The organism is Desertimonas flava (assembly GCF_003426815.1).
Taxonomy (GTDB): domain Bacteria; phylum Actinomycetota; class Acidimicrobiia; order Acidimicrobiales; family Ilumatobacteraceae; genus Desertimonas; species Desertimonas flava.
Window position 1 is genome coordinate 36,654 of the sequence record NZ_QKYK01000032.1, and the last position, 23,313, is coordinate 59,966.

Genomic DNA, 23,313 nt, shown 5'->3' on the forward strand with positions numbered 1-23,313 from the left:
TGCGTCCATTGGTGAATTCCTTCGCTGTCGTCGCCTTCGCGGCGCGTACGAGTGCTGTTGCGGCGCCATCACAGGGGTGCCGGCAGAGACCAGCACCCCTGTCGGTGTGTCGCTACCGCTGCTCGATGTTGAGCTCGACGGTCTTGTTGATGCCCATCGTGGGCAGATCGGGATTGTTGATCCCGAGGAGTTCCTGGTTGGCGTCACCGATCGCGCTGGCGTAGCTCCCTGAGCCGCCGGTGATCGCTCCGGTGACGATGGCGCCGACCTCGGCGCCTTCGTAGCCGGTGACGACGATGGTCTCGGCACCGTTGCCGGGATTGTCGCCGAAGGCGAACAGCTGGGTGGTGTACACCCACGCTCCCTCGGTGGCGTGGGCGCCGTCGCCGATGAAGTAGCCCGTGCAGCTCCACTCGCCGATCACTTCGCCGGGGAACTCGGCGCTGCCGTCGGGGTTGACCCCGTTGCTGCCGGTCAGGGTGCCCGCCGGGTAGATGTAACCCTGGGTGATGAACGCGTTGCCATGGGCCGGGAACCCGTCGTCGAACACCGGGGCCTCATCGATGACGAACCGTGTGCCGTCCTCGGCGATGTCGACTTCGAGCGTGTCGAGAACTTCGCTGCCGGTGGTGCCAGCGGCCGAGGCGGTCGACAGCCCGGCGATCGCGGCGGCCGCTAGAGCGACGGCGCCGATGCCTGCGAGGACGGAGGTCCGGCCGGTTCGACGCTGAGCGGTTGTCGGCGTGGGGATGTGGTTGATGGTCATGATTGCTCCCCGTGCTGTGCTGATCGCGGGTCGGACATGGCCGTGATCGACCACACCCCCTGCTGCGTGAAGTCCGACCTCACATCGTGATCCCCGGTCCCCGCCTCCCGGTACGACGCCGACACTCTCGTCACCCGCGACGCGTCGACGCGCCCGCCGTTGGGGCGGGCGCGTCGACGCGACGTCAGGGAGTCGTGATGGCGGTGCCGTCAGGGCGGCAGAAGGTCCAGCCGTGGGTGGTTCGGCGGGCGGTGAAACCGCGGCCGGTCTTGACGAGATTGTGGAAGGCGCACAATCGGTCGGCGTTCCCCGGTGAGGTGGTGCCGAGGTCGTCCCATTCGGTCGCGTGGTCGGTCTGCAGGTGGCGACTCCGGCAGCCCGGCCACGTACATCGCCCTCGGTAGCCGTCGAGCAGCGACTGGGTGACAGCGACCTGTTTGGCGCTGTCGGTGAAACATCGTCGTCGGCGGCCGGCGTCGATGATAACGCTGTCGGCTCCGACGACGACCCGGCGGACGTGGCCGAAGAGCAGGGCGACGACCGCCGCATCAGCCGGGGCCGATGGTCCCGTCGTGAGACGGCTCAGCGGGCGGGTCTGCTGGGCGAAGCGGTCGATGGCGTCGCCGGTGCCACCTTGGCGCCCGCCGACTCCGGCGAACGGCTGGCGATCGACGGCGTGGTCGACGGTGTAGTTGCCGTCGGTCTCGCCGCAGCCCTCGGTTCGGCCCAGCGTGACGCCGGCGCAGTGGTCGCGTGGTGGGGCGGCCTGGTCGAGCGCGTTGAGGACGCGGGTGAGTGCGAGGCGCTTTTCGTGGAACGGGTCGACGAGGTCGAGCAGCTGTTGTTCGAAGGACGGTTGGTCGATGACCACCACGAGTTCGACCTCGACTGGCTTGCCGCCGAGCGGAGCGTTGGCGGCGGCGCGGAACACGGCGACGAGGGCGTCACCGGACCGCTGCGATGCGGATCGGGGAAGATCGCCCTGGTCGAGGTCGCGGTGATCGTCGGGGGCTCGTCGGGCACGGACGGCGTCGATGTCGGCGAGGTACTCGGCCTGCTTGAACGCTTCGAGCACTTCCTTGACGAACTCGCCCTCGAGCACCGGCAGCATCGCGTCGACGTAGGTGGCCTCGCCGACGGTGGACACGTGAGCATGGCGGTGGAAGGCGGCGGTGTCGTGGCGGCGTTGGGCGCCGTCGGCGTCGAGGCGGTCCCGCAGGTCGGTGATGAAGGCATGGAACTGGTCGGCGGTGACGTCGTTGGCGGCGTCGACGATCGAGTCGAACGAGGCGACGATGCCGTCGTTGCTGATCCGCCGGTTGCGCACGAGCCGGACGATCTCGCGGGCCTGTTCGATGCCGAGGGTGCCGTCCTTGACGAGTTGCTCGGCGCGGGGGATCAACGCGAACAGTTCGGCGAGGCCGGCGATGCGGGTCGCGTCGTCGTGGGTGGTGTGGCAGACCGCGGCCACCCACGAACGCACGCAAGCGTGGCCGTCGAAGGAGAATTGCTGGAGGCGATCACAGTGCGACGCCACGACGGCGACGGCGGTTTCGAGGGTGGCCCGGCCGCGATGGGCGGCGGCCAGCAGGGCGGACAGCTCGCGCAGGGAGCTGCCCTCGACGTGGTCGGCCAGCAGCTTGTGCAGGCTCGCCGTGGCGTCGTCGATCTGAGATGCCAGGTCGGCGACCTCGTCGCGAAGCACCCGTTGCGCATCGACGCGGGCATCCAGCCACGACGTGCTGTTCGGGTCCTCTTCCATGGTCCGACACTACTCGATGGTCTGGTCAGGAGCAAGGACAAATGTACGTTTTTACCGAAATAGAGAGCCACGAATGCCTTTGAAGGAGCCACCAGAACATAATAAAATGCTATTCGATCACTGGTTGACCAAGGGCAGCCATCCGATCCCTCGCGGCATCGCCCCGCTCCCGCCCTCCGGGCCGCCGCCGGGAACCGGAACGGCCCGCGGCGTGCGCACGCTGCTAGCCTGGTGCCCGTGACGTGGACGTTTTCGCCGCACCGATTTCGGTAGCCGCCCCGGCTTCACCCGGGACGGCTAGTAGGGCCCGCTGCAGGGCCGCCTGAATACGACGACGCGACGAAAGGAACGACCGTGACCACTCCCACCAGCGCTGACATCGGCGCGGCCCGCGACGCCGCGCTGGCGAGCATCGGCGCCGCGCAGACCCTCGACGACATCGCCCGCCTCGACGCCGAGTTGCTCGGCAAGCGGGGGGCACTCGCCATGCTGAAGTCGGGGCTCGGATCGGTGGAGTCGATCGAGGACCGCAAAGCCATCGGGCGGCTGTTGAACGAGGCGCAGCGAGCGGTCGCCGATGCTCTCGCCGAGCGCCGCGGCGCGTTGGCCGTCACCGAGCGCGAGGCCCGGGTCGCCGCCGAGCGCCTCGACCTCACCGAGTACGTCGTCACCCCCCGCCGCGGCCACGCCCACGTCGTGACGCAGGCATGGGAGCGACTCGAAGACGTCTTCATCGGCCTCGGCTTCGTGGTCGCCGAAGGGCCCGAGGTGGAGACCGACTGGCACAACTTCGAGGCGCTGAACATGCCGGCGACGCACCCGGCTCGCAACGAGTTCGACACCCTGTTCGTCGATCACGCCGGCGCCCCGCCAGGCACCACCGTCCTGCGCACGCACACGTCGCCCGTGCAGATCCGGGCGATGCTCGCCGGCGAGCCGCCGCTCTACCTCGTCGCACCCGGCCGGGTGTTCCGCCGCGACACGCCCGACGCGACGCACATGCCGGTCTTCCACCAGATCGAGGGTCTGGTCATCGACCGGGACATCAACCTCGGACACCTCGCCGGCACGATCGAGGCGTTCACCAAGGCGTTCTTCGGACCCGGCTTCTCCTCGCGCCTGCGGCCCAGCTACTTCCCGTTCACCGAGCCGTCGGCCGAGTTCGACATCCGCACCCCGTCGGGGGAGTGGCTGGAGCTGGGCGGTTGCGGGATGGTGCATCCCAACGTGCTGCGCGCCGGTGGGATCGATCCCGAGGAGTGGAGCGGGTTCGCCTTCGGCTTCGGCATCGACCGCATGGCTCGCGAGCGGCACCAGATCGACGACCTCCGCGAGATGTTCACCGGCGACATCCGCTTCGCCGAGCAGTTCTGACCGACAAGGCCTGAAAGGAGGCGACGAATGAAGATCTCACTCAACTGGTTGCAGGAGTACGCCGACTTCCCGAGCGACGTCGAGGCCGTGTCCGATGCCCTGTCGCGCCTCGGGCTCCCCGTCGAGGACGTCGAGCACGTCGGCGGCGTCGCTGGCGTGATCACGGCCCGGGTGCTGCGCACCGAGTCCCATCCCGAGGCCGCCAAGGTGCAACGGGTCTGGGTCGACGCCGGCGACGGCACGAGTGACGAGGCGGTGCGCCACGTGTGGTGCGGGGCGTCCAACTTCGGCGCCGGCGACGTCGTGCCGCTCGCCACGCTCGGCACCGAGATGCCCGACGGCCGCACCATCGGCTCGCGCGGCATCCTCGGCATCGACTCCGACGGGATGCTGTGCTCGGCTCGCGAGCTCGGGCTCGGCACCGACCACTCGGGCATCCTCGTGCTGCCGCCCGACAGCCCGGTCGGCGTGCCGTACGGCGACGTCGTCGGTCTGGTGGCCGACGTCGTGCTCGACATCGACGTGACCCGCAACCGCCCCGACGCCTACGGCCACGTCGGCGTGGCGCGCGACCTCGCCGCCCATCTCGGGCTCGAGTTCCGCCCGCCGGCGCCGACGCTCTCCGTGACCGGCGACGCCCGCAGCGTGCCGGTCGACATCGTCGACGGCGACCGCTGCGGGCGGTTCACGTCCACGGTGCTGTCGGGTGTGGTGGTCGGACCCAGCGCGCCGTGGATGGCTGCCCGCCTGCGCGCCGTCGGTCAGCGTCCGATCAACAACGTCGTCGACGTGAGCAACTACGTGATGCTCGAGCTGAACCAGCCCAACCACGCCTACGACCTCGCCACCCTCGGTGGTGGCGCGATCCGCGTCCGTCGGGCGGCCGACGGCGAGCACCTCGTCACCCTCGACGACGTCGACCGCGTGCTCACCGCCGACGACCTGCTGATCTGCGACGGCGCCGACTCGCCGATCGGTCTCGCCGGGATCATGGGCGGGGCCAACACGGAGATCGCCGACACCACCGACACCGTCGCCCTCGAGATCGCCTGGTTCGAGCCGATCGGTGTGGCATCGACCGTCAGCCGCACCGGGCTGCGCAGCGATGCCTCCGCCCGCTTCGAGCGGGGAGTCGACCCGTACTCGATCGACACGGCGATCGCCCGCTTCGCCGAGCTGCTGGCCGAGACCTGCCCCGCCCTCGTCGTCCACGCAGGCGGCGTCGATGCCCGGGCCGAGTCGTTGCCGTCGGCCGATCGCTCGTGCGTCACGAGGGTCAGCCAGGCCAACCGCATCATCGGCGTGTCCCTGACGGCCGCCGAGATCGCCGACCTGCTCGCGCCGATCGGTTACACCGTGACCGCCGTCGACGGCGACGAGCTGTCGGTGACGCTGCCGACGTGGCGGCCCGACAGCGCCGCCGAGATCGACGTGATCGAGGAGATCGCCCGCCACTACGGCTACGACCGCGTGCCCACCCAGGTCCCGCTGTCGCCCAACCACGGACACCTGACCCCCGTGCAGCAGCGGCGGCGCCAGCTGCGTGGCGTGCTCATCGGTCTCGGGTTGTCGGAGGTGATGCCGTCGCCGTTCCTCTCGGCCGGCGATCTCGCCGCCGCCGGGCTGCCGGCCGAGGCGTTGCACATCACCAATCCGCTGGTCGCCGACGAGAACGTGCTGCGCACGTCCCTGCGGCCCGGCCTGCTCGCCGCCGTGGCGTTCAACGAGTCGCACCGCCGCCCGGGCGTGGCCCTGTTCGAGATCGGCCACATCTACCCGCCCGGGACCCCACCGAACATCGCGGAGCTGCCCGACGAGCGCGAGGAGCTCGCTGTCGTGCTCGCCGGCCAGGAGGCTCCGGCGGCGATGGCGGCCTGGCGTGAGATCGCGTCGGCGATGGGGATCGGGGCGCGGATCGACCAGTCGTCCGTGCCCGCCGGCATGCACGCAACCCGTTCGGCCACCCTGATCGCCGGCCGCGACCGCGTCGGCGCCGTCGGGGAGATCGCGCCGGAGGTGCTGGAGGCGTTCGACATCACCGAACGGGTCGCCGTTCTCGAGCTCGACCTCACCAGGGTCCTCGCCGCCGAGCCCAAGGCCGCCCGGTGGAAGCCCACCAGCCGTCACCCCTCGAGCGACCTCGACCTGGCCTTCGTGGTTCCCGAGGACGTGCCTGCGGAGAAGGTCGACAAGGCGATCCGGCAGGGTGCGGGCTCGTTGCTCGTGGGCCTGGAGCTGTTCGACGTCTACCGTGGCGCGGGCGTCGCCGACGGCTCGCGAAGCCTGGCGTACCGGTTGCGACTGCAAGCGGCCGACCGCACGCTGACCGACGACGACGTCGCCACGGTGGTCAAGTCGGTCACGACGGCCACGGCCAAGCTCGGCGCCACGCTGCGGGCGTGAGCGGACCGCCGGCCCCGGCGATCAGTTCCAGGACAGATCGTCGGGGGCCTCGGCGAGCCAGCCGAGGCGGCCCGGCTGCCGGCGCAGAACGACACGCCAGAGCTCGTCGGGTTCGTCGGTGAAGATGTCGGACTCCACCGAGTCGACGACCAGCCACGAACCGGTCCCGATCTCCATCTCGAGCTGACCCGGCGACCAGCCGGCGTAGCCGCGGAACACGCGCAGGCCGTCGATGCTGCCGGCCACCAGGGCCGGATCGGCGGCCAGGTCGGCCGAGGCGATGGTGCCCGACAGCGGGGCGAGGTAGGTGTCCTCGTCGTCCTCGTCGGCGTCGGTGGTGGGGTCGGGGGGGACCGCCGGCTGCTTCGTGCGGGCCAGGGCGATCAGGGCGTCGGGTTCGACCGGCCCGCCGGAGAACACCCGCGGCGGCGACGACTGGACGTCGACCCACCGGTCGAGGGGATCGTCGAGCTGTTCGTAGCTCGGCCGGTTGAGGACGAGCCCGAGCGCCCCGTCGTCGTGGTGTTCGACGATGTAGACGACCGTGCGGGCGAAGTTCGGGTCGTCGAGCACGGGCGTCGCCACGAGCAGCCGCCCCTTCGCGATCGAGGTCCCTGGAACCACGACCTCATGCTAGGGCGATGAGATCGGACCGTCGGCGCATCTCACCCCGACGGGGTGGCGGCGATGAACGCGGCCAGGACCTCGGCGAGTTGCCGCCCGTTGTCCTCCTGCAGGAAGTGTCCCGCGCCCGTGATCGTCGTGTGGGCCTGACCGTTGGTGCCGGGCACCCGGGCCAGGAAAGGCGCGGCGCCGCCCTTGGTGATGGGGTCGCTGTCGCTGAAGCATGTGAGGAAGGGCCGCTCGAACGTCGCCAGCACCTGCCAGGCACGCTTGTTGGCCTCCGCCGCCGGGTCGTCGGGGCTGGTGGGCACGAGCGACGGGAAGATCCGTGCTCCCGCCTTGTACGAGTCGTCGGGAAACGGCGCGTCGTACGCGGCGATGACCTCGGGCGGCAGGTCGGTGACGCAGCCGCCGTTGACGATCGCACCGACGGGGAAGTCCTTCGTCTCCTGCGAGAACCGCTGCCAGGCGAGGAACGCCTCGCTGGGCCGGCCGTCCCCCGTGGGGAGCCCGGTGTTGCCGACGGCGACGCGGGCGAACCGCTCGGGCTCGGCGGCGACCAACCGCAGGCCGACCAGGCCGCCCCAGTCCTGGCCGAAGAACGTGATGTCGTGGAGGTCGAGGGCATCGAACACGACGGCCGACATCCAGTCGACGTGGTGGGCGTAGCTGTAGTCGGTGGTCGCCACCGGCTTGTCGCTCCGGCCGAAGCCCACCAGATCGGGGGCGATGACCCGGTGACCGGCTACGACCAGCGGCCCGATCATGTGGCGGTAGAGGTAGCTCCACGACGGTTCGCCGTGCATCAGCAGGACGGGTGACGCCTCCGCCGGACCCTCGTCGAGGTAGTGGACGCGCAGCGTGCCGCCGTCACCGTCGGGGATCTCGGCGTAGTGCGGCGCGAACGGGAAGCCGTCGAGCCCCTCGAAGCGGTCGTCGGGGGTGCGCAGGATGTCCATCGGTCAGTCGCTCCGGGGGATCGTGGTGGTCGTGGTGGTCGTGGTCGTGGTGGTGGGTGGGACGTCGACGCGGTGGAGATCGGGGCCCATCTCGATGCGGCCCGCGAACGTGCGGGAGGCGATGGCACGCCACTCGTCCTCCGTCCCGGGTGCCGGCGGGGGAACGAAGTGGGTGAGCACGAGCGTGCCGACGCCGGCGCGAGCGGCCGTGGCGCCGGCCTGATCGGGCGACGAGTGGTAGTCGAGGATGTCGCGGAGGCGCTGGACCGGGGCACCGGCGATGACGTCCTTGCGGATCACGCTGTGCACGAGGGCGCCGGCGCCGGCACAGAGCGCGTCGAGACCGGGACACGGGACGGTGTCGCCGGCGGTCACGACGCTCGCGCCGAGCGACTCGAAGCGATAGCCGAGACTCGGTTCCACGGGGCGGTGGTCGGTGGCCGCGCAGCGCACAGCGACCCGGCCGGGGACGCCCAGCGGGCCGTGCGTGGCGTCGGTGACCTCGACGAGATGATCGCCGGCGAGATCCCGGTGATGGGCGGTCCGATAGCTGATGTCGGGTCCGAGCGCTTCGAGGAGTCGGTCGACCACGGCGCGCGTGCCGGCCGGGCCGATGATCCGCAACGGGGCCGGCGCAAGCGACATCACCCACCGGGTGGTGATCACGTCGTTGAGGTCGGTGATGTGGTCGCTGTGCAGATGGGTCAACAGGACGGCGGAGAGATCGCCGGCGCCGATCCCGAGCGCGGCCAGGCGCATCAGGACGCCGCGACCGGCGTCGACGAGGTAATGGTCGTCGGTGCGCGCCGGCCCGGTCGAGATCAATGTCGCCGGTCCGGCGCGATCGGGTGCCGGGATCGGGCTGCCGGTGCCCAGCACCGTGACGAGGAGGCTCATTGGCGAGCGAGCTCCGCCCGCTGCGCGGCGTCCGCCGTGCCGGGAGCGGGCGGCGAGACGAGCTCGATGACGATCTCGTGGAGCGTGCCGGAGAAGGCGAACGGCGCGGCGTAGCGCCGGGACACGGCCGACCCGGCGTCGGAACCGATGCTGGTGCCGATCGACGAGATCATGCGCATGTACAGCGCGATGTCGGCGCGCCCGGCCGGCACGCCATCCACGGCGAGCTCGACGGTGCCGCTGCGGCCGTCGCCGCGCCGGAAGCGGGCGGTCACCTCCACGTCACCGGCGGGCACCGGCACGCTCGACTCGACGATGGTGTGGGCGTCGAAGGCGTTGTAGTCGACGACCAGGCGGTCGTCCTGGACGAAGACGGAGATCCCCGAGTTCTCCGTGCCGGTCGCCCACAGCACGCCGTCGTCACCGGTGCACCGCGACATCCTCGCGGTCAGGTCGAAGCTGCGGCCGCCGATCGCCGCCGACGCCTGAGCCGGGATCGGCGACATCGGCGGTCGGTACACGTAGCGGCGCGCCGGCGGATGGGCCGAACGCTCACGGAAGCGGGCGCCGAAGAGCTCGACGCCGCGGTCGTCGAGGGGCAGCACCCCGTGCTCCGCCGCCTCGTCCCACCACAGGTCGACCAGCGCGTCGAGGCGGTCGGGGAACTCGCCGGCCAGGTCGTGGCACTCGGACGCGTCCGTGGTCAGGTCGTAGAGCTCCCACGGTTCGGTGTCGTAGTCGGCGCCGGCGACGTGACGGCACACCGCCTTCCACCGCCCGGCGACGATGGCCCGACTGCCGGTCATCTCGAAGTACTGCACCTCGTTGGTCGCCGGAGCCGCTGCGTCGGCGAGGACCGAGGCGAACGAGTGGCCCGTGACCGGGAGCTGGTCGAGGCCGCGCCGGACCGGCGGGGGAGTGATGCCGAGGAGGTCGTAGATCGTCGGGACGACGTCGGCGACGTACACGAACTGCCTGCGCTGCGTGCCGCGCTGGCCGGCGGCGATCCCGGCCGGCCAGTGCAGCACCATCGGAACGTGGACGCCGCCCTCGTGGGTGTTCTGCTTGTACCACTTGAACGGCGTGTTGCCGCACTGCGCCCACCCCCACGGGTAGTTGGTGTGGCTGTGGGGGCCGCCGATCTCGTCGATCCGCGTGATCGCCTCGTCGGGGGTCTCGAGGATGCCGTTGAAGAACTTCATCTCGTGCATCACGCCGAACGGCCCGCCCTCCTGCGACGCCCCGTTGTCGGCCATCACGAACAGCAGCGTGTCGTCGAGCACCCCGAGCCGGCGGAGCCCGTCGACGAGGCGCCCGATCTGGGCGTCGGTGTGGTCGAGGAAGGCGGCGAAGGCCTCCTGCAGGCGACAGGCCAGCCGCTGCTGCGTCTCGGGGAGGTCGTCCCAGGCGTCGACGCCCGGGTTGCGCGGCGCGAGCGCGGTGCCGCGGGGGATCACGCCGAGCTCGAGCTGACGCTCCCACACGCGGTGCCGTTCCACGTCCCAGCCGTGGTCGAACGCGCCGCGGTACTTGGCGAGGTAGGCGGTGGGCGCCTGGTGCGGCGCATGGGTGGCCCCGAACGGGACGTAGGCGAGGAACGGCCGGTCGGGGCGCACGCCGCGGCTGTCGGCGATCATCCGCAGGACCTGGTCGACGAGATCCTCACTGAGGTGGTAGCCGTCGTCCGGCCCGTACGGGGGGTCGACCGGGTGGTTGTCGGCGACCAGTTGCGGGTGGAACTGATCGGTCTCGCCGTCGAGGAAGCCGTAGAACCGGTCGAAACCGCGCGCCAGCGGCCAGTGCCGGAACGGCCCGGCGGCCGAGCACTCGTCGATCGGGGCGAGATGCCACTTGCCGGCGCAGAACGTGGCGTACCCGGCGTCGTGGAGGATCTCGGCCACGGTGGCGGCGCGCTCACTGATGTGACCCCGCTGGTTGGGGAACCCGGTGTTGAAGTTGGCGACCGTCCGCATCCCGACGGCGTGCTGGGCGCGTCCGGTGAGCAGCGCCGCTCGGGTCGGCGAGCAGAGCGGCGTCACGTGGAAGTTGGTGAACTGCAGGCCGTCCGCGGCCAGGGCGTCGATGTGCGGGGTGTCGATCGACGACCCGTAGCAGCCGAGTTGCGCGAAGCCGGTGTCGTCGAGGAGCACGATGACGACGTTCGGCGCATCCTCGCCGGGATGTGGTGCCTCCTCGAACCACGGCTCCGACTCGGCGGCGGTCCGACCGATGCGGCCCGAGACTGGCTGTGTCATGTGTCCCTCCCTGGCCGAACGTAACTTTTGAGAGAGAGGGTGTCAATTTGTTTCGCGTGTGATACTCTCACAACCGGTGGAGCAACGAGATGGTGCCGGCGTCGAAGATGGGGTGGGCGCTGGCACGGACCGCGGGTTCGGCGGGACGGCACACGGGCAGGCGGAGCCCGTCGATGGCCGTCGGGCTCGCCGAACCCGCGGGCGTCTCGCTGTCACCGAGGCGATGATCGATCTGGCCCTCGAGGGTCACCTCCCGCCGACGGCCGAGCAGGTGGCCGAACGGGCAGGCGTGTCCCAGGCGTCGCTGTTCCGGTACTTCGACAACCTCGACGAGCTGCGCCAGGCCACGGTCCGGAGGTACTTCGAGCGCTATGCCCACCTGTTCGAGATCCCCGACATCGGTGTCGGGGCGCTCGACGAGCGGATCGGGCGGTTCGTGGACGCGCGCCTCGCGCTCTACGAGACGACCGAGCCGATGGCCCGGCTCGCTCGCGATCGAGTCGCGGTGACGGCCTTCGGCGCCGGTCTGCACCAGGGGCGGGCGCTGCTCTCCGGCCAGGTGCGCACGCACTTCGCCGCGGAGCTCGATCCCCTCGCACCCACCCAGCGCGACGACCTGGTCGCCGTGGTGAGCACCTTGACGTCGTTCGAGTCGTGGGCCCAGCTGCGCGACGAGCACGATCGGCGTGGTGACGACGCCCGCCGGACCTGGGTGGAGGCCCTCCGGACGCTGCTCTGACCGCTGCTCAGAGACAGGCCGCCGAACTCTCGCCACGAGCAATGCGCGGTCGCTGTCCACCCGCCACCCGCAGCACGGGTTTCGTCGATCACGTCCGCGGCGTGGTCAACAGATCGATGGCTCCGCGTTCGTCGTCGACGAGCTTCATGAGCTGCATCGTCGCGAGGCGACTCGGCGGTGGTCTTGAAGAAATGAGAACCGCGTACCTGCTTGCATGAACATGCGGCGCTCCGTATGATCATGCGTCATGGTTCGTGTCGGCATACTCGGGGCGTCGGGCTACACCGGCGCCGAACTGCTTCGGCTGATCGCCCTCCACCCGGAGCTGGAGCTCGCCTACGCCACCGCCGACACCCAGGCCGGCGTCGCCCTCGGTGACCTCTACCCATCGCTCGCCGCGCACTACCCGGGGCGCACGTTCGACACGTTCGACCCGGCGGCCGCCGATGGACTCGACCTGGTCTTCCTCGGGCTCCCGCACGAGGCGTCGATGGCGCTGGCGCCGCAACTCGTCGGCAAGGTCGGCTGCGTCGTCGATCTCTCGGCGGCCTTCCGGCTCAAGGACGCGTCGCTCTACCCGCAGTGGTACGGCTTCGACCACGACCAACCCGAGCTGCTCGCCGAGGCCGTGTACGGCCTCCCCGAGCGGACACGCGGCGACCTCGAGGGTGCTCGTCTCGTCGCCACGCCCGGTTGCTACGTCACGGCGGCCACGCTCGCCCTCGCCCCGCTGCTCGACGCCGGCCTGATCGTCCCGACGGGACTGATCGTCGACGCTGCATCGGGTGTCTCCGGCGCCGGGCGAGCGGCGAAGGAGGCCACGGCGTTCTGCACGGTCGACGAGAACCTCACCGCCTACGGCCTGCTCGACCATCGCCACACGCCTGAGATCGAACAGAACCTGGCCGGCGCCGGCCGCGACGTGAGCGTCATCTTCACGCCGCACCTCGTGCCGATGAACCGTGGGATCCTCGCCACGTGTTACGCCCGGCCGACCGGCGACGGGCTGTCGACGGAGTCCCTGCTGGCCACGCTCACGCAGGCCTACGCCGACGAGCCGTTCGTCCACGTCACCCCGGCATCGCCGTCGACCAAGGCCACGCTCGGCTCCAACACCGCCCACGTGACGGCCCGCTACGACGAGCGCACGGGCTACGTCCTCGTCATCTCGGCCATCGACAACCTCACCAAGGGCGCCTCCGGCGGCGCCGTGCAGGCTGCCAACGTCGCCCTCGGCCTCGACGAGACCGCCGGTCTCCCGACCGTCGGCCTCATGCCGTGATGCTCGACGTCGAGCATCAGCGGGCGGCGCTGCTCGTCGAAGCGCTGCCGTACATCCGCCGCTTCGCGGGCAAGACCGTCGTCGTCAAGTACGGCGGCAACGCCATCGCCGGCACCGACGGCCACGACGCCCTCGAGGTGTTCGCCCAGGACATCGTGCTGATGCGTCTCGTCGGCATGCGCCCGGTCGTCGTGCACGGCGGTGGCCCGCAGATCTCCTCGCTGATGTCGCGTCTCGGCAAGACCACCGAGTTCCGCGACGGCCTGCGCGTCACCGACGCCGAGACCGTCGACATCGCCCGCATGGTCCTCGTCGGCCAGGTGAACCCGCAGATCGTCGCGGCGATCAACGTGCACGGCAACTACGCCGTCGGCGTCAGCGGCGAGGATGCCGGCCTGCTGCGGGCGACACCGCGTGACGCCGCCCTCGGCTTCGTCGGCGACGTGTCAGCGGTGAACCCCGAGATCCTCGACGGCCTGCTCGCCGACGAGTTCATCCCGGTCGTCGCCACCATCGGCGTCGACGAGAGCGGGCAGGCGTACAACATCAACGCCGACACCGTCGCCGGTGCCATCGCCGAGGCGCTCGGCGCCGAGAAGCTGGTGTACCTCACCGACATCGAGGGTCTGCGCCGCCAGGTCGACGACCCGGCCAGCCTCATCCGGCAGGTGACCGCCGACGACCTCGAGGCCCTCGTCGCCGACGGGACGATCGCCGGCGGGATGATTCCCAAGGTGGCCAGCTGCGTCCATGCCGTGCGCAATGGGGTCGGCCGGGCGCACATCCTCGACGGGCGCATCGCCCACGTGCTGCTCCTCGAGGTGTTCACCGACGAGGGCATCGGCACGATGGTCGCGACGCGGTTGAACGGAACGGAGAGAGATCATGACCACTGACGTGTATGCCGGCCTGGGGCTCGACCACTCGCCGTTCATGGAGGTCTTCGGGCCGCCGCAACGACTCTTCGTGCGCGGCCGCGGCACCGAGCTGTTCGACGGTGACGGCAAGCGCTACCTCGACTTCCTGTGCGGGCTGGCGGTCACCTCCCTCGGCCACGCCAATCCCGTGATCGCCGAGGCGATCTCGAAGCAGGCCGGCGAGCTGCTGCACGTGAGCAACTTCTTCGCCAACCCGCCGGCGATCCGCGCCGCCGTCGCCGTGGACGACCTGCTCGCCGAGGTGACCGGGAAGCCCGGCCGCGTGTTCTTCACCAACTCCGGCGCCGAGGCCAACGAGTGCGCGATCAAGCTGGCACGGAAGTACGGCGGTCGTGGTCGCCACACCGTGGTCAGCGCGTTCGGCAGCTTCCACGGCCGGACGCTCGCCACCCTCGCGGCCACCGGCCAGCCGGCCAAGCACGAACCGTTCCAGCCGATGCCCGAGGGCTTCCGCCACGTCGCCTGGGGCGATGTCGACGCCCTGAAGATGGCGGTCGACGGCACGGTCGCGGCCGTCCTGATCGAGCCGGTCCAGGGGGAGGGCGGCGTCAACGTCGCCCCGCCCGGATACCTCCAGGCGATCCGTGAGATCTGCGACGAGGTCGGCGCGCTGATGATCGTCGACGAGATCCAGACCGGGCTCGGACGAACCGGCGCGTGGTTCGGCTTCGAGCACGACGGGGTGGTCCCCGACGTCGTCACGCTGGCCAAGGCCCTCGGCAACGGGATGCCCGTCGGCGCGTGTTGGGCCCGTGACGAGGTGGCCTCGGTGTTCGAGGCCGGCGACCACGGCAGCACCTACAGCGCCACGGCCATCGCCACGGCGGCGGTCGGTGCCGTGCTCGCCGAGATGCGCCGCCTCGACGCCCCTGCCCTCGTCGCCAAGCAGGGTGAACGGTTCGCCGCCGTGCTGCGGTCGGTGCCGGGCGTGACCGAGGTGCGTGGGCGCGGCCTGCTGCTCGCCGCCGAGCTCGCCGACCGCGACGCCAAGGCGGTCTACGCCGAGTTGCTCGACCGCGGGCTCGTCGCCAATCCCGTGACCCCCACGGCGCTGCGGTTCGCGCCGCCCTACACCGTGACCGACGACGAGATCGACGAGGCGATCGCCATCTTGACCGAGGTCCTGTCATGACCAGCGAGTCACGCCATCTGCTGCGTTCCCCGGCCACGCAGGCCGCGACCTCGAGGGAGTGGGCATGACCACGCGCCATCTGCTGCGTGCCCCGGCCACGCAGGCCGTGACCTCGAGGGAGTGGTCATGACCACGCGCCATCTGCTGCGTTCCCCGGCCACGCAGGCCGCGACCTCGAGGGAGTGGTCATGACCACGCGCCATCTGCTCGATATCGCCGACTTCACCGCTGGGGAGATCCGCCAGATCCTCGACCTCGCAGCCAAGCCCCCGGCCGCGCTCGGCCGACCGCTCGAGGGCAAGGGTGCGGCCTTGATCTTCGAGAAGCCCTCGAACCGGACGCGCCACTCGATGGAGATGGCCGTGTTCCACCTCGGTGGCCATCCCGTGTACACCCGTGGCGAGGAGGTCGGCATCGACGTCCGGGAGCCGGCCGACGACATCGTCAAGATCCTCCAGGGCTACCACCACGTCATCGCGGCCCGCGTCTTCCAGCACTCGTTGCTCGAGCGCATGGCCGCCGTGGCCACAGCGACAGAGGGGGTTCCGATCGTCAACATGCTGTCGGACCACTCCCACCCGCTGCAGGCGCTCGCCGACACGTTGACGATGGAGGCGGCGTTCGGACCGCTCGCCGGACGACGCATCGCGTGGGTCGGCGACTACAACAACGTCGCCCGATCGCTCGGCGAGATCGGTGCCCTGCTCGGCGCCCATCTCGCCTTCGCCTGCCCCGACGGCTTCGGTCCCGATCCCGGAGAGCTGGAGCGCTTCGTGGTGCTCGGCGCGGCGAGTGCCGAGTATCACGTGAAGGCCGTCGAGGCCGTCGCCGGAGCCGACGCCGTGCACGCCGACACGTGGGTGTCGATGGGTCAGGAGGACGAAAAGGCCGCTCGGGTCCAGGCCTTCGAGGGGTTCACGGTCGACGAGGCCCTGATGAGCGCGGCGGCCCCGTCCGCCGTGTTCATGCACTGCATGCCGGCGTACCGTGGCCTCGAGGTGACGGCCGAGGTGATGGACGGCCCGCAGAGCCGGGTGTTCCAGCAGGGCCACGCCCGCCTTCCCGCTGCCCGCGGTGCGCTCGCCTTCGTGCTCGGAGTGAGGCCGTGAGCGCTAAGCAGCATCGGCAGCAGACGATCACCCGCCTCATCGGCCAGCACGCCGTGGCGAGTCAGCCTCAGCTGCTCGAGCTGCTCGAGGGCGAGGGCCTGGCCACGACTCAGGCCACCGTGTCACGCGACCTCGACGAGCTGGGGGTGATCAAGGTCCGCGCCCCGGGAGGCCAGAGCGTCTACGCCCTGCCGGCCATCGAGACCGATCGGATCGCGCCCTTCGACCAGCTCCGGCGCGTGCTGGGGGAGTGGGTCGCCGACGTCTCGTCATCGGGCAACCTCGTCGTGCTGCGCACCCCGCCCGGGTGCGCCCACGTCGTCGCGTCGGCGTTGGACCGCAGCGCCATCGACGGCCTGCTCGGCACCGTGGCGGGTGACGACACGCTCATCTGCGTCGCCGCCGAGACGCAGGCCGCAGAGGGCGGCGCCGCCCTCGCCGACCGCCTGCGCAACCTCGCCGGACTGGAGGCCTGACGGTGAGCGACGAGACCACGGGCAAGACGTTGTGGCACGGGCGCTTCGCGTCGGGCCCCGCCGACGCCCTCATGCGATTCAACGCCAGCCTGTCGTTCGACCAACGCCTGTGGCCCGACGACATCGCCGGTTCGCGCGCCCACGTGCGCGGACTCGCTGCGGTGGGCCTCATCACCGACGCCGAGCGCGATGCCGTGCTGGCGGCGCTCGACGTGACCGCGATGGAGCTGGCTGCCGGGACGTTCCAGTTCGTCCAGTCCGACGAGGACATCCACACCGCCGTCGAGCGGAGGGTCACCGAGATCGCCGGTCCCGCCGGGGCCAAGCTGCACACGGCGCGGAGCCGCAACGACCAGGTGGCGACCGATCTGCGCCTGTGGGCCCGACGCGAGCTCGTCGCCGTCGCCGAAGGCGTCCTCGCCCTCCAGGACGTCCTGGTCGATCGGGCCGCCGCCGACACCAGCATCTACCTGCCCGGGTACACGCACCTGCAGCGGGCGCAGCCCGTGCTCCTGGCGCATCATCTCCTCGCTCACGGCTGGGCCCTCGCCCGTGACGTCGACCGTCTCTTGGCGACCGTCGAACGTCTCGACGTGTCGCCGCTGGGAGCGGGCGCGCTGGCCGGCACGTCGCTGCCGATCGACCCCGAGTTCACCGCCGCCCAGCTCGGGTTCTCGAGGCCGTTCGACAATTCGCTCGACGCCGTCAGCGACCGCGACTACGTCGCCGAGGCGCTGTTCGACATCGCCCTGCTCGGCATCCACCTCTCGCGGATCGGCGAGGAGTGGGTGCTCTGGACGAGTGAGGAATTCGGGTTCGCCAAGCTCGACGACGGCTACTCGACGGGCTCGTCGATGCTGCCGCAGAAGAAGAACGCCGACATCGCCGAGCTCGCCCGGGGCAAGGCGGGACGGCTCATCGGCAACCTCGTCGCCCTGCTCACGGTGCTCAAGGGCCTGCCCCTCGCCTACAACAAGGATCTCCAGGAGGACAAGGAGCCCTTGTTCGACTCGGTCGAGCACGTCTCGCTGGCGCTCACCGCCCTCACCGGCATGATCGCCACGGCAACGTTCGTCCCCGAGCGCATGGCCGCGGCCGCCGACAGTGAGACCACGGCCGCCACCGATCTGGCCGAATGGCTTGTCCGGGCGGGCACACCCTTCCGGGAGGCGCATGCGATCGTCGGGGCCCTCGTGCGCGACCACCTGGCGTCGGGCACCTCGCTGCGCGAACTCGCCGCGGGGCACGAACGTCTCGGTCCCGATGCCGCCGCCCTCGTCCGCCCCGGGGTCGGGGTGCAGCAGCGCTCGTCCCGCGGCGCTGCCGGCCCGGCGGTGATCGAACGCCAGCTGACCGACTTCCGCAACCGCCTCGCCGTCGACCGCGACCGCCTGGTACACAGATCGGCGTGACAGCGACCAGCTCAGCCGGGGCCGCCCCGGTCGGCACCACCTTCCGGCACTCGATCGCGGTGCGCTACGGCGAGTGCGACATGCAGGGCGTGGTGTTCAACGCCCACTACCTCGCCTACGCCGACGACGCCGTCGCCAGGTGGCTCGAGGCGGTCATGCCGCCGGGCGCCATGTACTCGGCCGGGAACGACTCGGCGACGTTCGACTTCATGGTGAAGAAGGCCGAGGTCGAGTGGACGACCGGCACCACGTATCCCGACGTGGTCGCTCTCGACTGCTCGGTCAGCCGGTGGGGGCGCACCAGCTTCGACGTCACCATCGCCGGGTCGTGCCGGGGCGAGCCGCGATTCGTCGTGACGCTGGTCTACGTCAGCGTCACGCCGGGCACGCACGCGCCGGCGCCGATCCCCGACGCCGTGAAGTCGGCCCTCTCCGCCTGACTCAGCGCTTCTCCTTGCCGTTCTGGGCACCATCCGTGTCACGGATGCGACGGGTCGTGTCCAGATCGTGAGATGGCACGATCGGTGCCCAGAACGTGCAACCGGGCGGCGGCGGACCGTCAGGTCGGCGTGCCCAGCCAGTGGAGCCAGCGGCCGTGGGGATGGGTGTCGGCGACGTGGACGGCCTCGCGTCGCCCGCCCCGCCAGCGGACCAGCACGAGCGCCGTCGGGTCGCTCGCCGAGGGTGGGCGGACGGGCCCCCCGGGCAGCTCAGGGCACAACGTGGGGTTCTCGGCGTAGACCCACGAAAGATCCCGCTCGGCCCCGGCGGCGTCCAGGGCCGCCACGAACGCGAGGCGCTGCGCGGAGGTGAGGTAGTTGAGCACCCAGCTCGTGGTCACCACGGGGTGCCCCACTGCGGCCGCCTCGGCGACGAGCGCCCCGACGTCGGTGACGGCGTCGCCGCGGCGCACGTCGACCCCCTCTCGCACGGCGATGGCGACCGCGGCCGCGAGCCGTTCGAATCGCTCGACCTGGTCGGGCCAGACGCAGGCCTCGAGCCAGCGGGCCTGATCGGGATCGCGAACGTCGATCGGGGTCGCGTCGAGACCTGTCCCCGAGACCACGGTCGGGCGGGTGGACGGGATCGGCGGTTGGCCCCGCGTCCCGCACGTGATGCGCACCGTCGAGCCCGACCCGATCTCGCCGCCGGGCTCGTACGAGAAGTCGTAGAAGGGGTGGAGCAGGTTGAGCCCGGCGCTGGCGCCGACGTCCACATGGGCGAACGGTCCGGCATCCCGCTCGACGAGCGCGAAGACGGGCAGGAACAGCGCTGTCCGTCCGATCTCGTTCGTCTGGGTGCGCCGCGTGGACAGCAGACGGCGCAGGTCGGCGGCGTGGTCGCCGCAGAACGCCCGGAACGCCTCGATCGCCGGGCCCGGCGGGCGTTCGACGCCGAGACGGGCGGCGACGTTGGGATAGAAGGCGGCCAGCGGCTCGTCGGGGTGGGCGAGCACGAGCCAGTGCACGCAGGCGAAGAGGAGGACCGGCTGTCGCTGCACGACCGGCGCGGTCAGGAGCAGCGCAGCGAGCTCGGGGTCGTCCGCCACGCCGTCGGACAGCTCCCCGTAGAGCGGAGCGGCGGTCGCCGAGTGCCGGGCGAAGTCGCCGAACATCCGCTGGCACGTGGCGACGTCGAGCGCCGGCCCGTGGTCACCTGGCCTCGAGATGGGATCCCGTCCGCCACGCACCGCCTGAACCTAGCGCCGGGCCTCGCATCGCACCGGTGTCGTCGCGGGATCGCTCTGCCACGATGTGAGGCGATGGACCTGATCGCCGACCTCCAAGCCCGCGGACTCATCCAGGTGTCGACCGACCTCGACGCCCTGAGTGCTCGACTCGCCGAGGGACCGATCACGCTCTACTACGGATGCGACCCGACCGCCGACAGCCTCCACGTCGGCAACCTGATCGGGCTGGTGATGCTGCGCCGCTTCCAGGACGCCGGACACACGGCGCTGGCGTTGGCCGGCGGCGCGACCGGGATGGTGGGAGACCCGAGCGGCCGGTCGGACGAGCGCAACCTCCTCGACGACGAGACGCTCGGTCGCAACGTGGCGGCCATCAAGCGCCAGATCAGTCGCGTCGTCGACCTCGAGGGCGCCGGCGAACTGGTGGACAACCGCGACTGGACAGAGCCGATCACACTCCTCGAGTTCCTACGGGATGTCGGCAAGTTCGCCACGATCAACCAGATGATGGCCCGGGAGAGCGTGCGGGCGCGCCTGGAGAGCGAGCACGGCATCACCTACACCGAGTTCTCCTACATGCTGCTGCAGGCCAACGACTACCTCTGGCTCCACGACCACCGTTCGTGCGTCCTCCAGGTCGGTGGATCGGACCAGTGGGGCAACATCGTGTCGGGTGTCGACCTGATCCGCCGGGCCCGTGGGACCACGGCCCACGCCCTGTCGTGGCCCCTCCTGCTGGCTCCGGACGGGACCAAGCTCGGCAAGACCACCGGGGCCCGCACGTGGCTCGACCCGGACAGGACGAGCCCGTACCAGTTCCACCAGCACTTCGTGAACCTCTCCGACGCCGAGGTGGCCCAGCAGCTGCCGATGTTCTCGCTGCGGCCACTCGAGGAGGTGCGCGGGCTGCTCGAGGACCATGATGTCGCCCCGGAGCGGCGGCGGGCGCAGCGCGAGCTGGCCGACGAGATCACCGCGATCGTCCATGGCGTCGACGCCGCGGACGCCGCCCGGGCGGCAGGGGAGGTCCTGTTCGGTGGTGACCCCACCGTGGCGCCCGAGTCGGCGTTCGTCGCCCTCCGTGGTGAAGTGCCGACGAGCACGTTCGCGTCGCCGGACGCCCTCGACGAGCCGATCGACCTGCTCGTGACCATTGGCCTGGCGACATCCAAGAGCGAGGCGAGGCGCCTCGTCGACCAGCGCGGGGTCCGGGTGAACGGCACACAAATCGGCCCTGACCAGGCAATTCGCGACCTGGGGCTGCTCCACGGGCGCTACGCGCTGCTGCGCAAGGGCAAGCAGAGCTACCACCTCGTGGAAATTTCTTCAGAGGCAGGTTGACGCGACTGGTTTGCGTCGGTAGCGTTTCTCTTCGCTCACGGGCAGGAAATACCAGCTCAAGAGCCACAACGGCACCAACGCCGACCGAGAAATCGGGGCGAGTGCCACGAGCTTCGGCTCCTTGAAAACGGAAGAGAAGACGAAACGCCAGTGCGGGCAGCGAGTCGAGACAAACCCCTCGGGGTAAGTCATGGCGACGCTGTCTGTCAATTCTGTCGCCGATTTCCCAATCGGTGACAACACAGACGAATCCCGGTTCGCCGGGAGAGTCGAAACAGGCCGGATTAATCACCGGCCGACAGGAGCGGCATCTAGGCACGAAGGCATTCCCCTTCGGACGATGTCGCACCTCTCACCAAATCGTTTCGATCAGCAGCTTCGGTTGATGGTCGAGCCGGTTCTTGATGGAGAGTTTGATCCTGGCTCAGGACGAACGCTGGCGGCGTGCTTAATACATGCAAGTCGAACGAGGTCCAACCTTTCGCAAGATTGGGGACGACCTAGTGGCGAACGGGTGCGTAACACGTGAGAAACCTGCCCCGGTCTCTGGAATAACAAGTGGAAACACTTGCTAATACCGGATGCCGTCTGACCACCGCATGGTGGACCGACGAAAGATTTATCGGATCGGGAGGGTCTCGCGGCCTATCAGCTTGTTGGCGAGGTAACGGCTCACCAAGGCTTCGACGGGTAGCTGGTCTGAGAGGATGATCAGCCACACTGGGACTGAGACACGGCCCAGACTCCTACGGGAGGCAGCAGTAGGGAATCTTGCACAATGGGCGAAAGCCTGATGCAGCAACGCCGCGTGCGGGAAGAAGGCCCTAGGGTTGTAAACCGCTTTCAGCAGGGAAGAAAATGACGGTACCTGTAGAAGAAGGTGCGGCCAACTACGTGCCAGCAGCCGCGGTGACACGTAGGCACCAAGCGTTGTCCGGATTTATTGGGCGTAAAGAGCTCGTAGGCGGTTCAGTGAGTCGGGTGTGAAAACTCAGGGCTTAACCCTGAGACGCCACCCGATACTGCTGTGACTAGAGTGTGGTAGGGGAGCGGGGAATTCCTGGTGTAGCGGTGAAATGCGCAGATATCAGGAGGAACACCAGTGGCGAAGGCGCCGCTCTGGGCCATTACTGACGCTGAGGAGCGAAAGCGTGGGTAGCAAACAGGATTAGATACCCTGGTAGTCCACGCCGTAAACGTTGGGCACTAGGTGTGGGTCTCAACCAACGAGATCCGCGCCGTCGCTAACGCATTAAGTGCCCCGCCTGGGGAGTACGGTCGCAAGACTAAAACTCAAAGGAATTGACGGGGGCCCGCACAAGCAGCGGAGCGTGTTGCTTAATTCGATGTTACGCGAAGAACCTTACCTGGGTTTGACATGTAGGGAAAAGCTCTGGAGACAGGGTGTCCTAACGGGCCCTACACAGGTGGTGCATGGCTGTCGTCAGCTCGTGTCGTGAGATGTTGGGTTAAGTCCCGCAACGAGCGCAACCCTTATCCTATGTTGCCAGCGGGTAATGCCGGGGACTCGTAGGAGACTGCCGGGGTCAACTCGGAGGAAGGTGGGGATGAAGTCAAGTCATCATGCCCCTTATGCCCAGGGCTGCAAACACGCTACAATGGCCGGTACAGAGGGCTGCGATCCCGCGAGGGTGAGCGAATCCCACAAAGCCGGTCTCAGTTCGGATTGGAGTCTGCAACTCGACTCCATGAAGCCGGAGTTGCTAGTAATCCCGGATCAGCACGCCGGGGTGAATACGTTCCCGGGCCTTGTACACACCGCCCGTCACACCACGAAAGTTGGCAACACCCGAAGCCGGTGGCCCAACCCGCAAGGGGGGGAGCCGTCGAAGGTGGGGTCGGTGATTGGGGTGAAGTCGTAACAAGGTAGCCGTACCGGAAGGTGCGGCTGGATCACCTCCTTTCTAAGGAGTCCATTCCACATCGTTCACAGTCGTCGGAGCGAGAGCGAAGCGCAAGCGGAGCTCGAGCCCGGCAATCCAGTACTGTGCGATGTTTGGACACCCAGTTGGTGCACTGGTGGATCGTCAGCAGTCGTCAGTTCAGTCGTAGGCTTCACCTCCTCCTGATCTGTACGAACTGGTGGCGTTCACAGTCTTCTCTTCCGTTTTGAGGGAGTCGGATCTCTCGGTC

At 69.6% G+C, this 23,313-nt stretch carries 18 protein-coding genes and 1 rRNA gene; 12 read left to right on the plus strand and 7 right to left on the minus strand.

Annotated features, from left to right (window positions below; genetic code table 11):
• Window positions 1-112 precede the first annotated feature (112 nt).
• Window positions 113-766, minus strand: coding sequence for a hypothetical protein (locus DN771_RS24450; RefSeq protein WP_117000192.1), 654 nt, complete (start codon window positions 764-766; stop codon window positions 113-115).
• 184 nt (window positions 767-950) lie between these two features.
• Window positions 951-2,528 carry a 13E12 repeat family protein gene (locus DN771_RS24455; protein WP_117000193.1) on the minus strand — a complete coding sequence of 526 codons (1,578 nt, stop codon included), beginning with the start codon at window positions 2,526-2,528 and terminating at the stop codon, window positions 951-953.
• 354 nt (window positions 2,529-2,882) lie between these two features.
• On the opposite strand from DN771_RS24455, the gene pheS reads away from it, so the two are divergent.
• Both pheS and pheT read left to right on the plus strand, forming a co-directional pair.
• Window positions 2,883-3,902: a phenylalanine--tRNA ligase subunit alpha gene (gene pheS / locus DN771_RS24460; protein WP_117000194.1), complete on the plus strand. Its 1,020-nt coding sequence runs from the start codon at window positions 2,883-2,885 to the stop codon at window positions 3,900-3,902.
• Between the two features lie 27 nt (window positions 3,903-3,929).
• Window positions 3,930-6,305: a phenylalanine--tRNA ligase subunit beta gene (gene pheT / locus DN771_RS24465; RefSeq protein WP_117000195.1), complete on the plus strand. Its 2,376-nt coding sequence runs from the start codon at window positions 3,930-3,932 to the stop codon at window positions 6,303-6,305.
• 21 nt (window positions 6,306-6,326) lie between these two features.
• On the opposite strand, the gene DN771_RS24470 is transcribed toward pheT, so the two are convergent.
• The 4 genes from DN771_RS24470 to DN771_RS24485 are packed head-to-tail and all read right to left on the minus strand — an operon-like array spanning window position 6,327 to window position 11,040.
• Window positions 6,327-6,929 (minus strand): YqgE/AlgH family protein, encoded by a 603-nt coding sequence (locus tag DN771_RS24470; protein WP_117000196.1) that lies wholly within the window; start codon window positions 6,927-6,929, stop codon window positions 6,327-6,329.
• A 41-nt stretch (window positions 6,930-6,970) separates the two neighbouring features.
• Window positions 6,971-7,888: a haloalkane dehalogenase gene (locus DN771_RS24475; protein WP_117000197.1), complete on the minus strand. Its 918-nt coding sequence runs from the start codon at window positions 7,886-7,888 to the stop codon at window positions 6,971-6,973.
• 3 nt (window positions 7,889-7,891) lie between these two features.
• Entirely contained in the window at window positions 7,892-8,785 is an 894-nt protein-coding gene (locus DN771_RS24480; RefSeq protein ID WP_117000198.1) for a ribonuclease Z, read from the minus strand.
• Window positions 8,782-11,040, minus strand: a complete 2,259-nt coding sequence (locus DN771_RS24485) for an arylsulfatase (protein ID WP_117000199.1) — start codon at window positions 11,038-11,040, stop codon at window positions 8,782-8,784. The genes DN771_RS24480 and DN771_RS24485 overlap by 4 nt, the downstream gene beginning before the upstream one ends.
• Window positions 11,041-11,263: 223 nt before the next feature.
• Between DN771_RS24485 and DN771_RS24490 the strand changes: the two genes are divergently transcribed.
• From DN771_RS24490 to DN771_RS24525, 8 genes are all read left to right on the plus strand, one after another.
• A complete protein-coding gene (locus tag DN771_RS24490; RefSeq protein WP_117000200.1) occupies window positions 11,264-11,779 on the plus strand; it encodes a TetR/AcrR family transcriptional regulator in 516 nt (171 codons plus the stop codon).
• Between the two features lie 247 nt (window positions 11,780-12,026).
• Entirely contained in the window at window positions 12,027-13,061 is a 1,035-nt protein-coding gene (argC, locus tag DN771_RS24495) for an N-acetyl-gamma-glutamyl-phosphate reductase (RefSeq protein ID WP_117000201.1), read from the plus strand.
• A complete protein-coding gene (gene argB, locus DN771_RS24500) occupies window positions 13,061-13,957 on the plus strand; it encodes an acetylglutamate kinase (RefSeq protein WP_117000202.1) in 897 nt (298 codons plus the stop codon). Before argC ends, argB begins: the two co-directional genes overlap by 1 nt.
• Window positions 13,947-15,131: an acetylornithine transaminase gene (locus DN771_RS24505; protein ID WP_227462467.1), complete on the plus strand. Its 1,185-nt coding sequence runs from the start codon at window positions 13,947-13,949 to the stop codon at window positions 15,129-15,131. Before argB ends, DN771_RS24505 begins: the two co-directional genes overlap by 11 nt.
• A gap of 188 nt (window positions 15,132-15,319) precedes the next feature.
• Entirely contained in the window at window positions 15,320-16,240 is a 921-nt protein-coding gene (locus tag DN771_RS24510) for an ornithine carbamoyltransferase (RefSeq protein WP_162942372.1), read from the plus strand.
• On the plus strand, window positions 16,237-16,716 hold the full coding sequence (gene argR / locus DN771_RS24515; RefSeq protein ID WP_117000204.1) for an arginine repressor: 480 nt from the start codon (window positions 16,237-16,239) through the stop codon (window positions 16,714-16,716). The genes DN771_RS24510 and argR overlap by 4 nt, the downstream gene beginning before the upstream one ends.
• Before the next feature lie 2 nt (window positions 16,717-16,718).
• Window positions 16,719-18,128, plus strand: coding sequence for an argininosuccinate lyase (argH, locus tag DN771_RS24520; RefSeq protein ID WP_227462468.1), 1,410 nt, complete (start codon window positions 16,719-16,721; stop codon window positions 18,126-18,128).
• Window positions 18,125-18,568, plus strand: a complete 444-nt coding sequence (locus tag DN771_RS24525) for an acyl-CoA thioesterase (RefSeq protein WP_117000205.1) — start codon at window positions 18,125-18,127, stop codon at window positions 18,566-18,568. The genes argH and DN771_RS24525 overlap by 4 nt, the downstream gene beginning before the upstream one ends.
• A 119-nt stretch (window positions 18,569-18,687) precedes the next feature.
• On the opposite strand, the gene DN771_RS24530 is transcribed toward DN771_RS24525, so the two are convergent.
• The gene (locus tag DN771_RS24530) at window positions 18,688-19,818 is read right to left on the minus strand and encodes a DUF2332 domain-containing protein (RefSeq protein WP_162942373.1); all 1,131 of its coding nucleotides are present in this window, start codon (window positions 19,816-19,818) and stop codon (window positions 18,688-18,690) included.
• Window positions 19,819-19,890: 72 nt separating this feature from the next.
• Between DN771_RS24530 and tyrS the strand changes: the two genes are divergently transcribed.
• Window positions 19,891-21,159, plus strand: a complete 1,269-nt coding sequence (gene tyrS / locus DN771_RS24535; protein WP_117000207.1) for a tyrosine--tRNA ligase — start codon at window positions 19,891-19,893, stop codon at window positions 21,157-21,159.
• A gap of 401 nt (window positions 21,160-21,560) precedes the next feature.
• Window positions 21,561-23,084, plus strand: a 16S ribosomal RNA gene (locus tag DN771_RS24540).
• Window positions 23,085-23,313: the final 229 nt, after the last annotated feature.

Bases quoted from the DNA above. Each gene is read 5' to 3' on its own strand.
- DN771_RS24510 (WP_162942372.1), top strand. From the start codon at position 15,320: ATGACCACGCGCCATCTGCTCGATATCGCCGACTTCACCGCTGGGGAG.
- DN771_RS24480 (WP_117000198.1), bottom strand. From the start codon at position 8,785: ATGAGCCTCCTCGTCACGGTGCTGGGCACCGGCAGCCCGATCCCGGCA.
- DN771_RS24505 (WP_227462467.1), top strand. From the start codon at position 13,947: ATGACCACTGACGTGTATGCCGGCCTGGGGCTCGACCACTCGCCGTTC.
- DN771_RS24485 (WP_117000199.1), bottom strand. From the start codon at position 11,040: ATGACACAGCCAGTCTCGGGCCGCATCGGTCGGACCGCCGCCGAGTCG.
- DN771_RS24475 (WP_117000197.1), bottom strand. From the start codon at position 7,888: ATGGACATCCTGCGCACCCCCGACGACCGCTTCGAGGGGCTCGACGGC.
- DN771_RS24490 (WP_117000200.1), top strand. From the start codon at position 11,264: ATGATCGATCTGGCCCTCGAGGGTCACCTCCCGCCGACGGCCGAGCAG.
- argB (WP_117000202.1), top strand. From the start codon at position 13,061: ATGCTCGACGTCGAGCATCAGCGGGCGGCGCTGCTCGTCGAAGCGCTG.
- pheT (WP_117000195.1), top strand. From the start codon at position 3,930: ATGAAGATCTCACTCAACTGGTTGCAGGAGTACGCCGACTTCCCGAGC.
- argC (WP_117000201.1), top strand. From the start codon at position 12,027: ATGGTTCGTGTCGGCATACTCGGGGCGTCGGGCTACACCGGCGCCGAA.
- tyrS (WP_117000207.1), top strand. From the start codon at position 19,891: ATGGACCTGATCGCCGACCTCCAAGCCCGCGGACTCATCCAGGTGTCG.
- DN771_RS24455 (WP_117000193.1), bottom strand. From the start codon at position 2,528: ATGGAAGAGGACCCGAACAGCACGTCGTGGCTGGATGCCCGCGTCGAT.
- DN771_RS24450 (WP_117000192.1), bottom strand. From the start codon at position 766: ATGACCATCAACCACATCCCCACGCCGACAACCGCTCAGCGTCGAACC.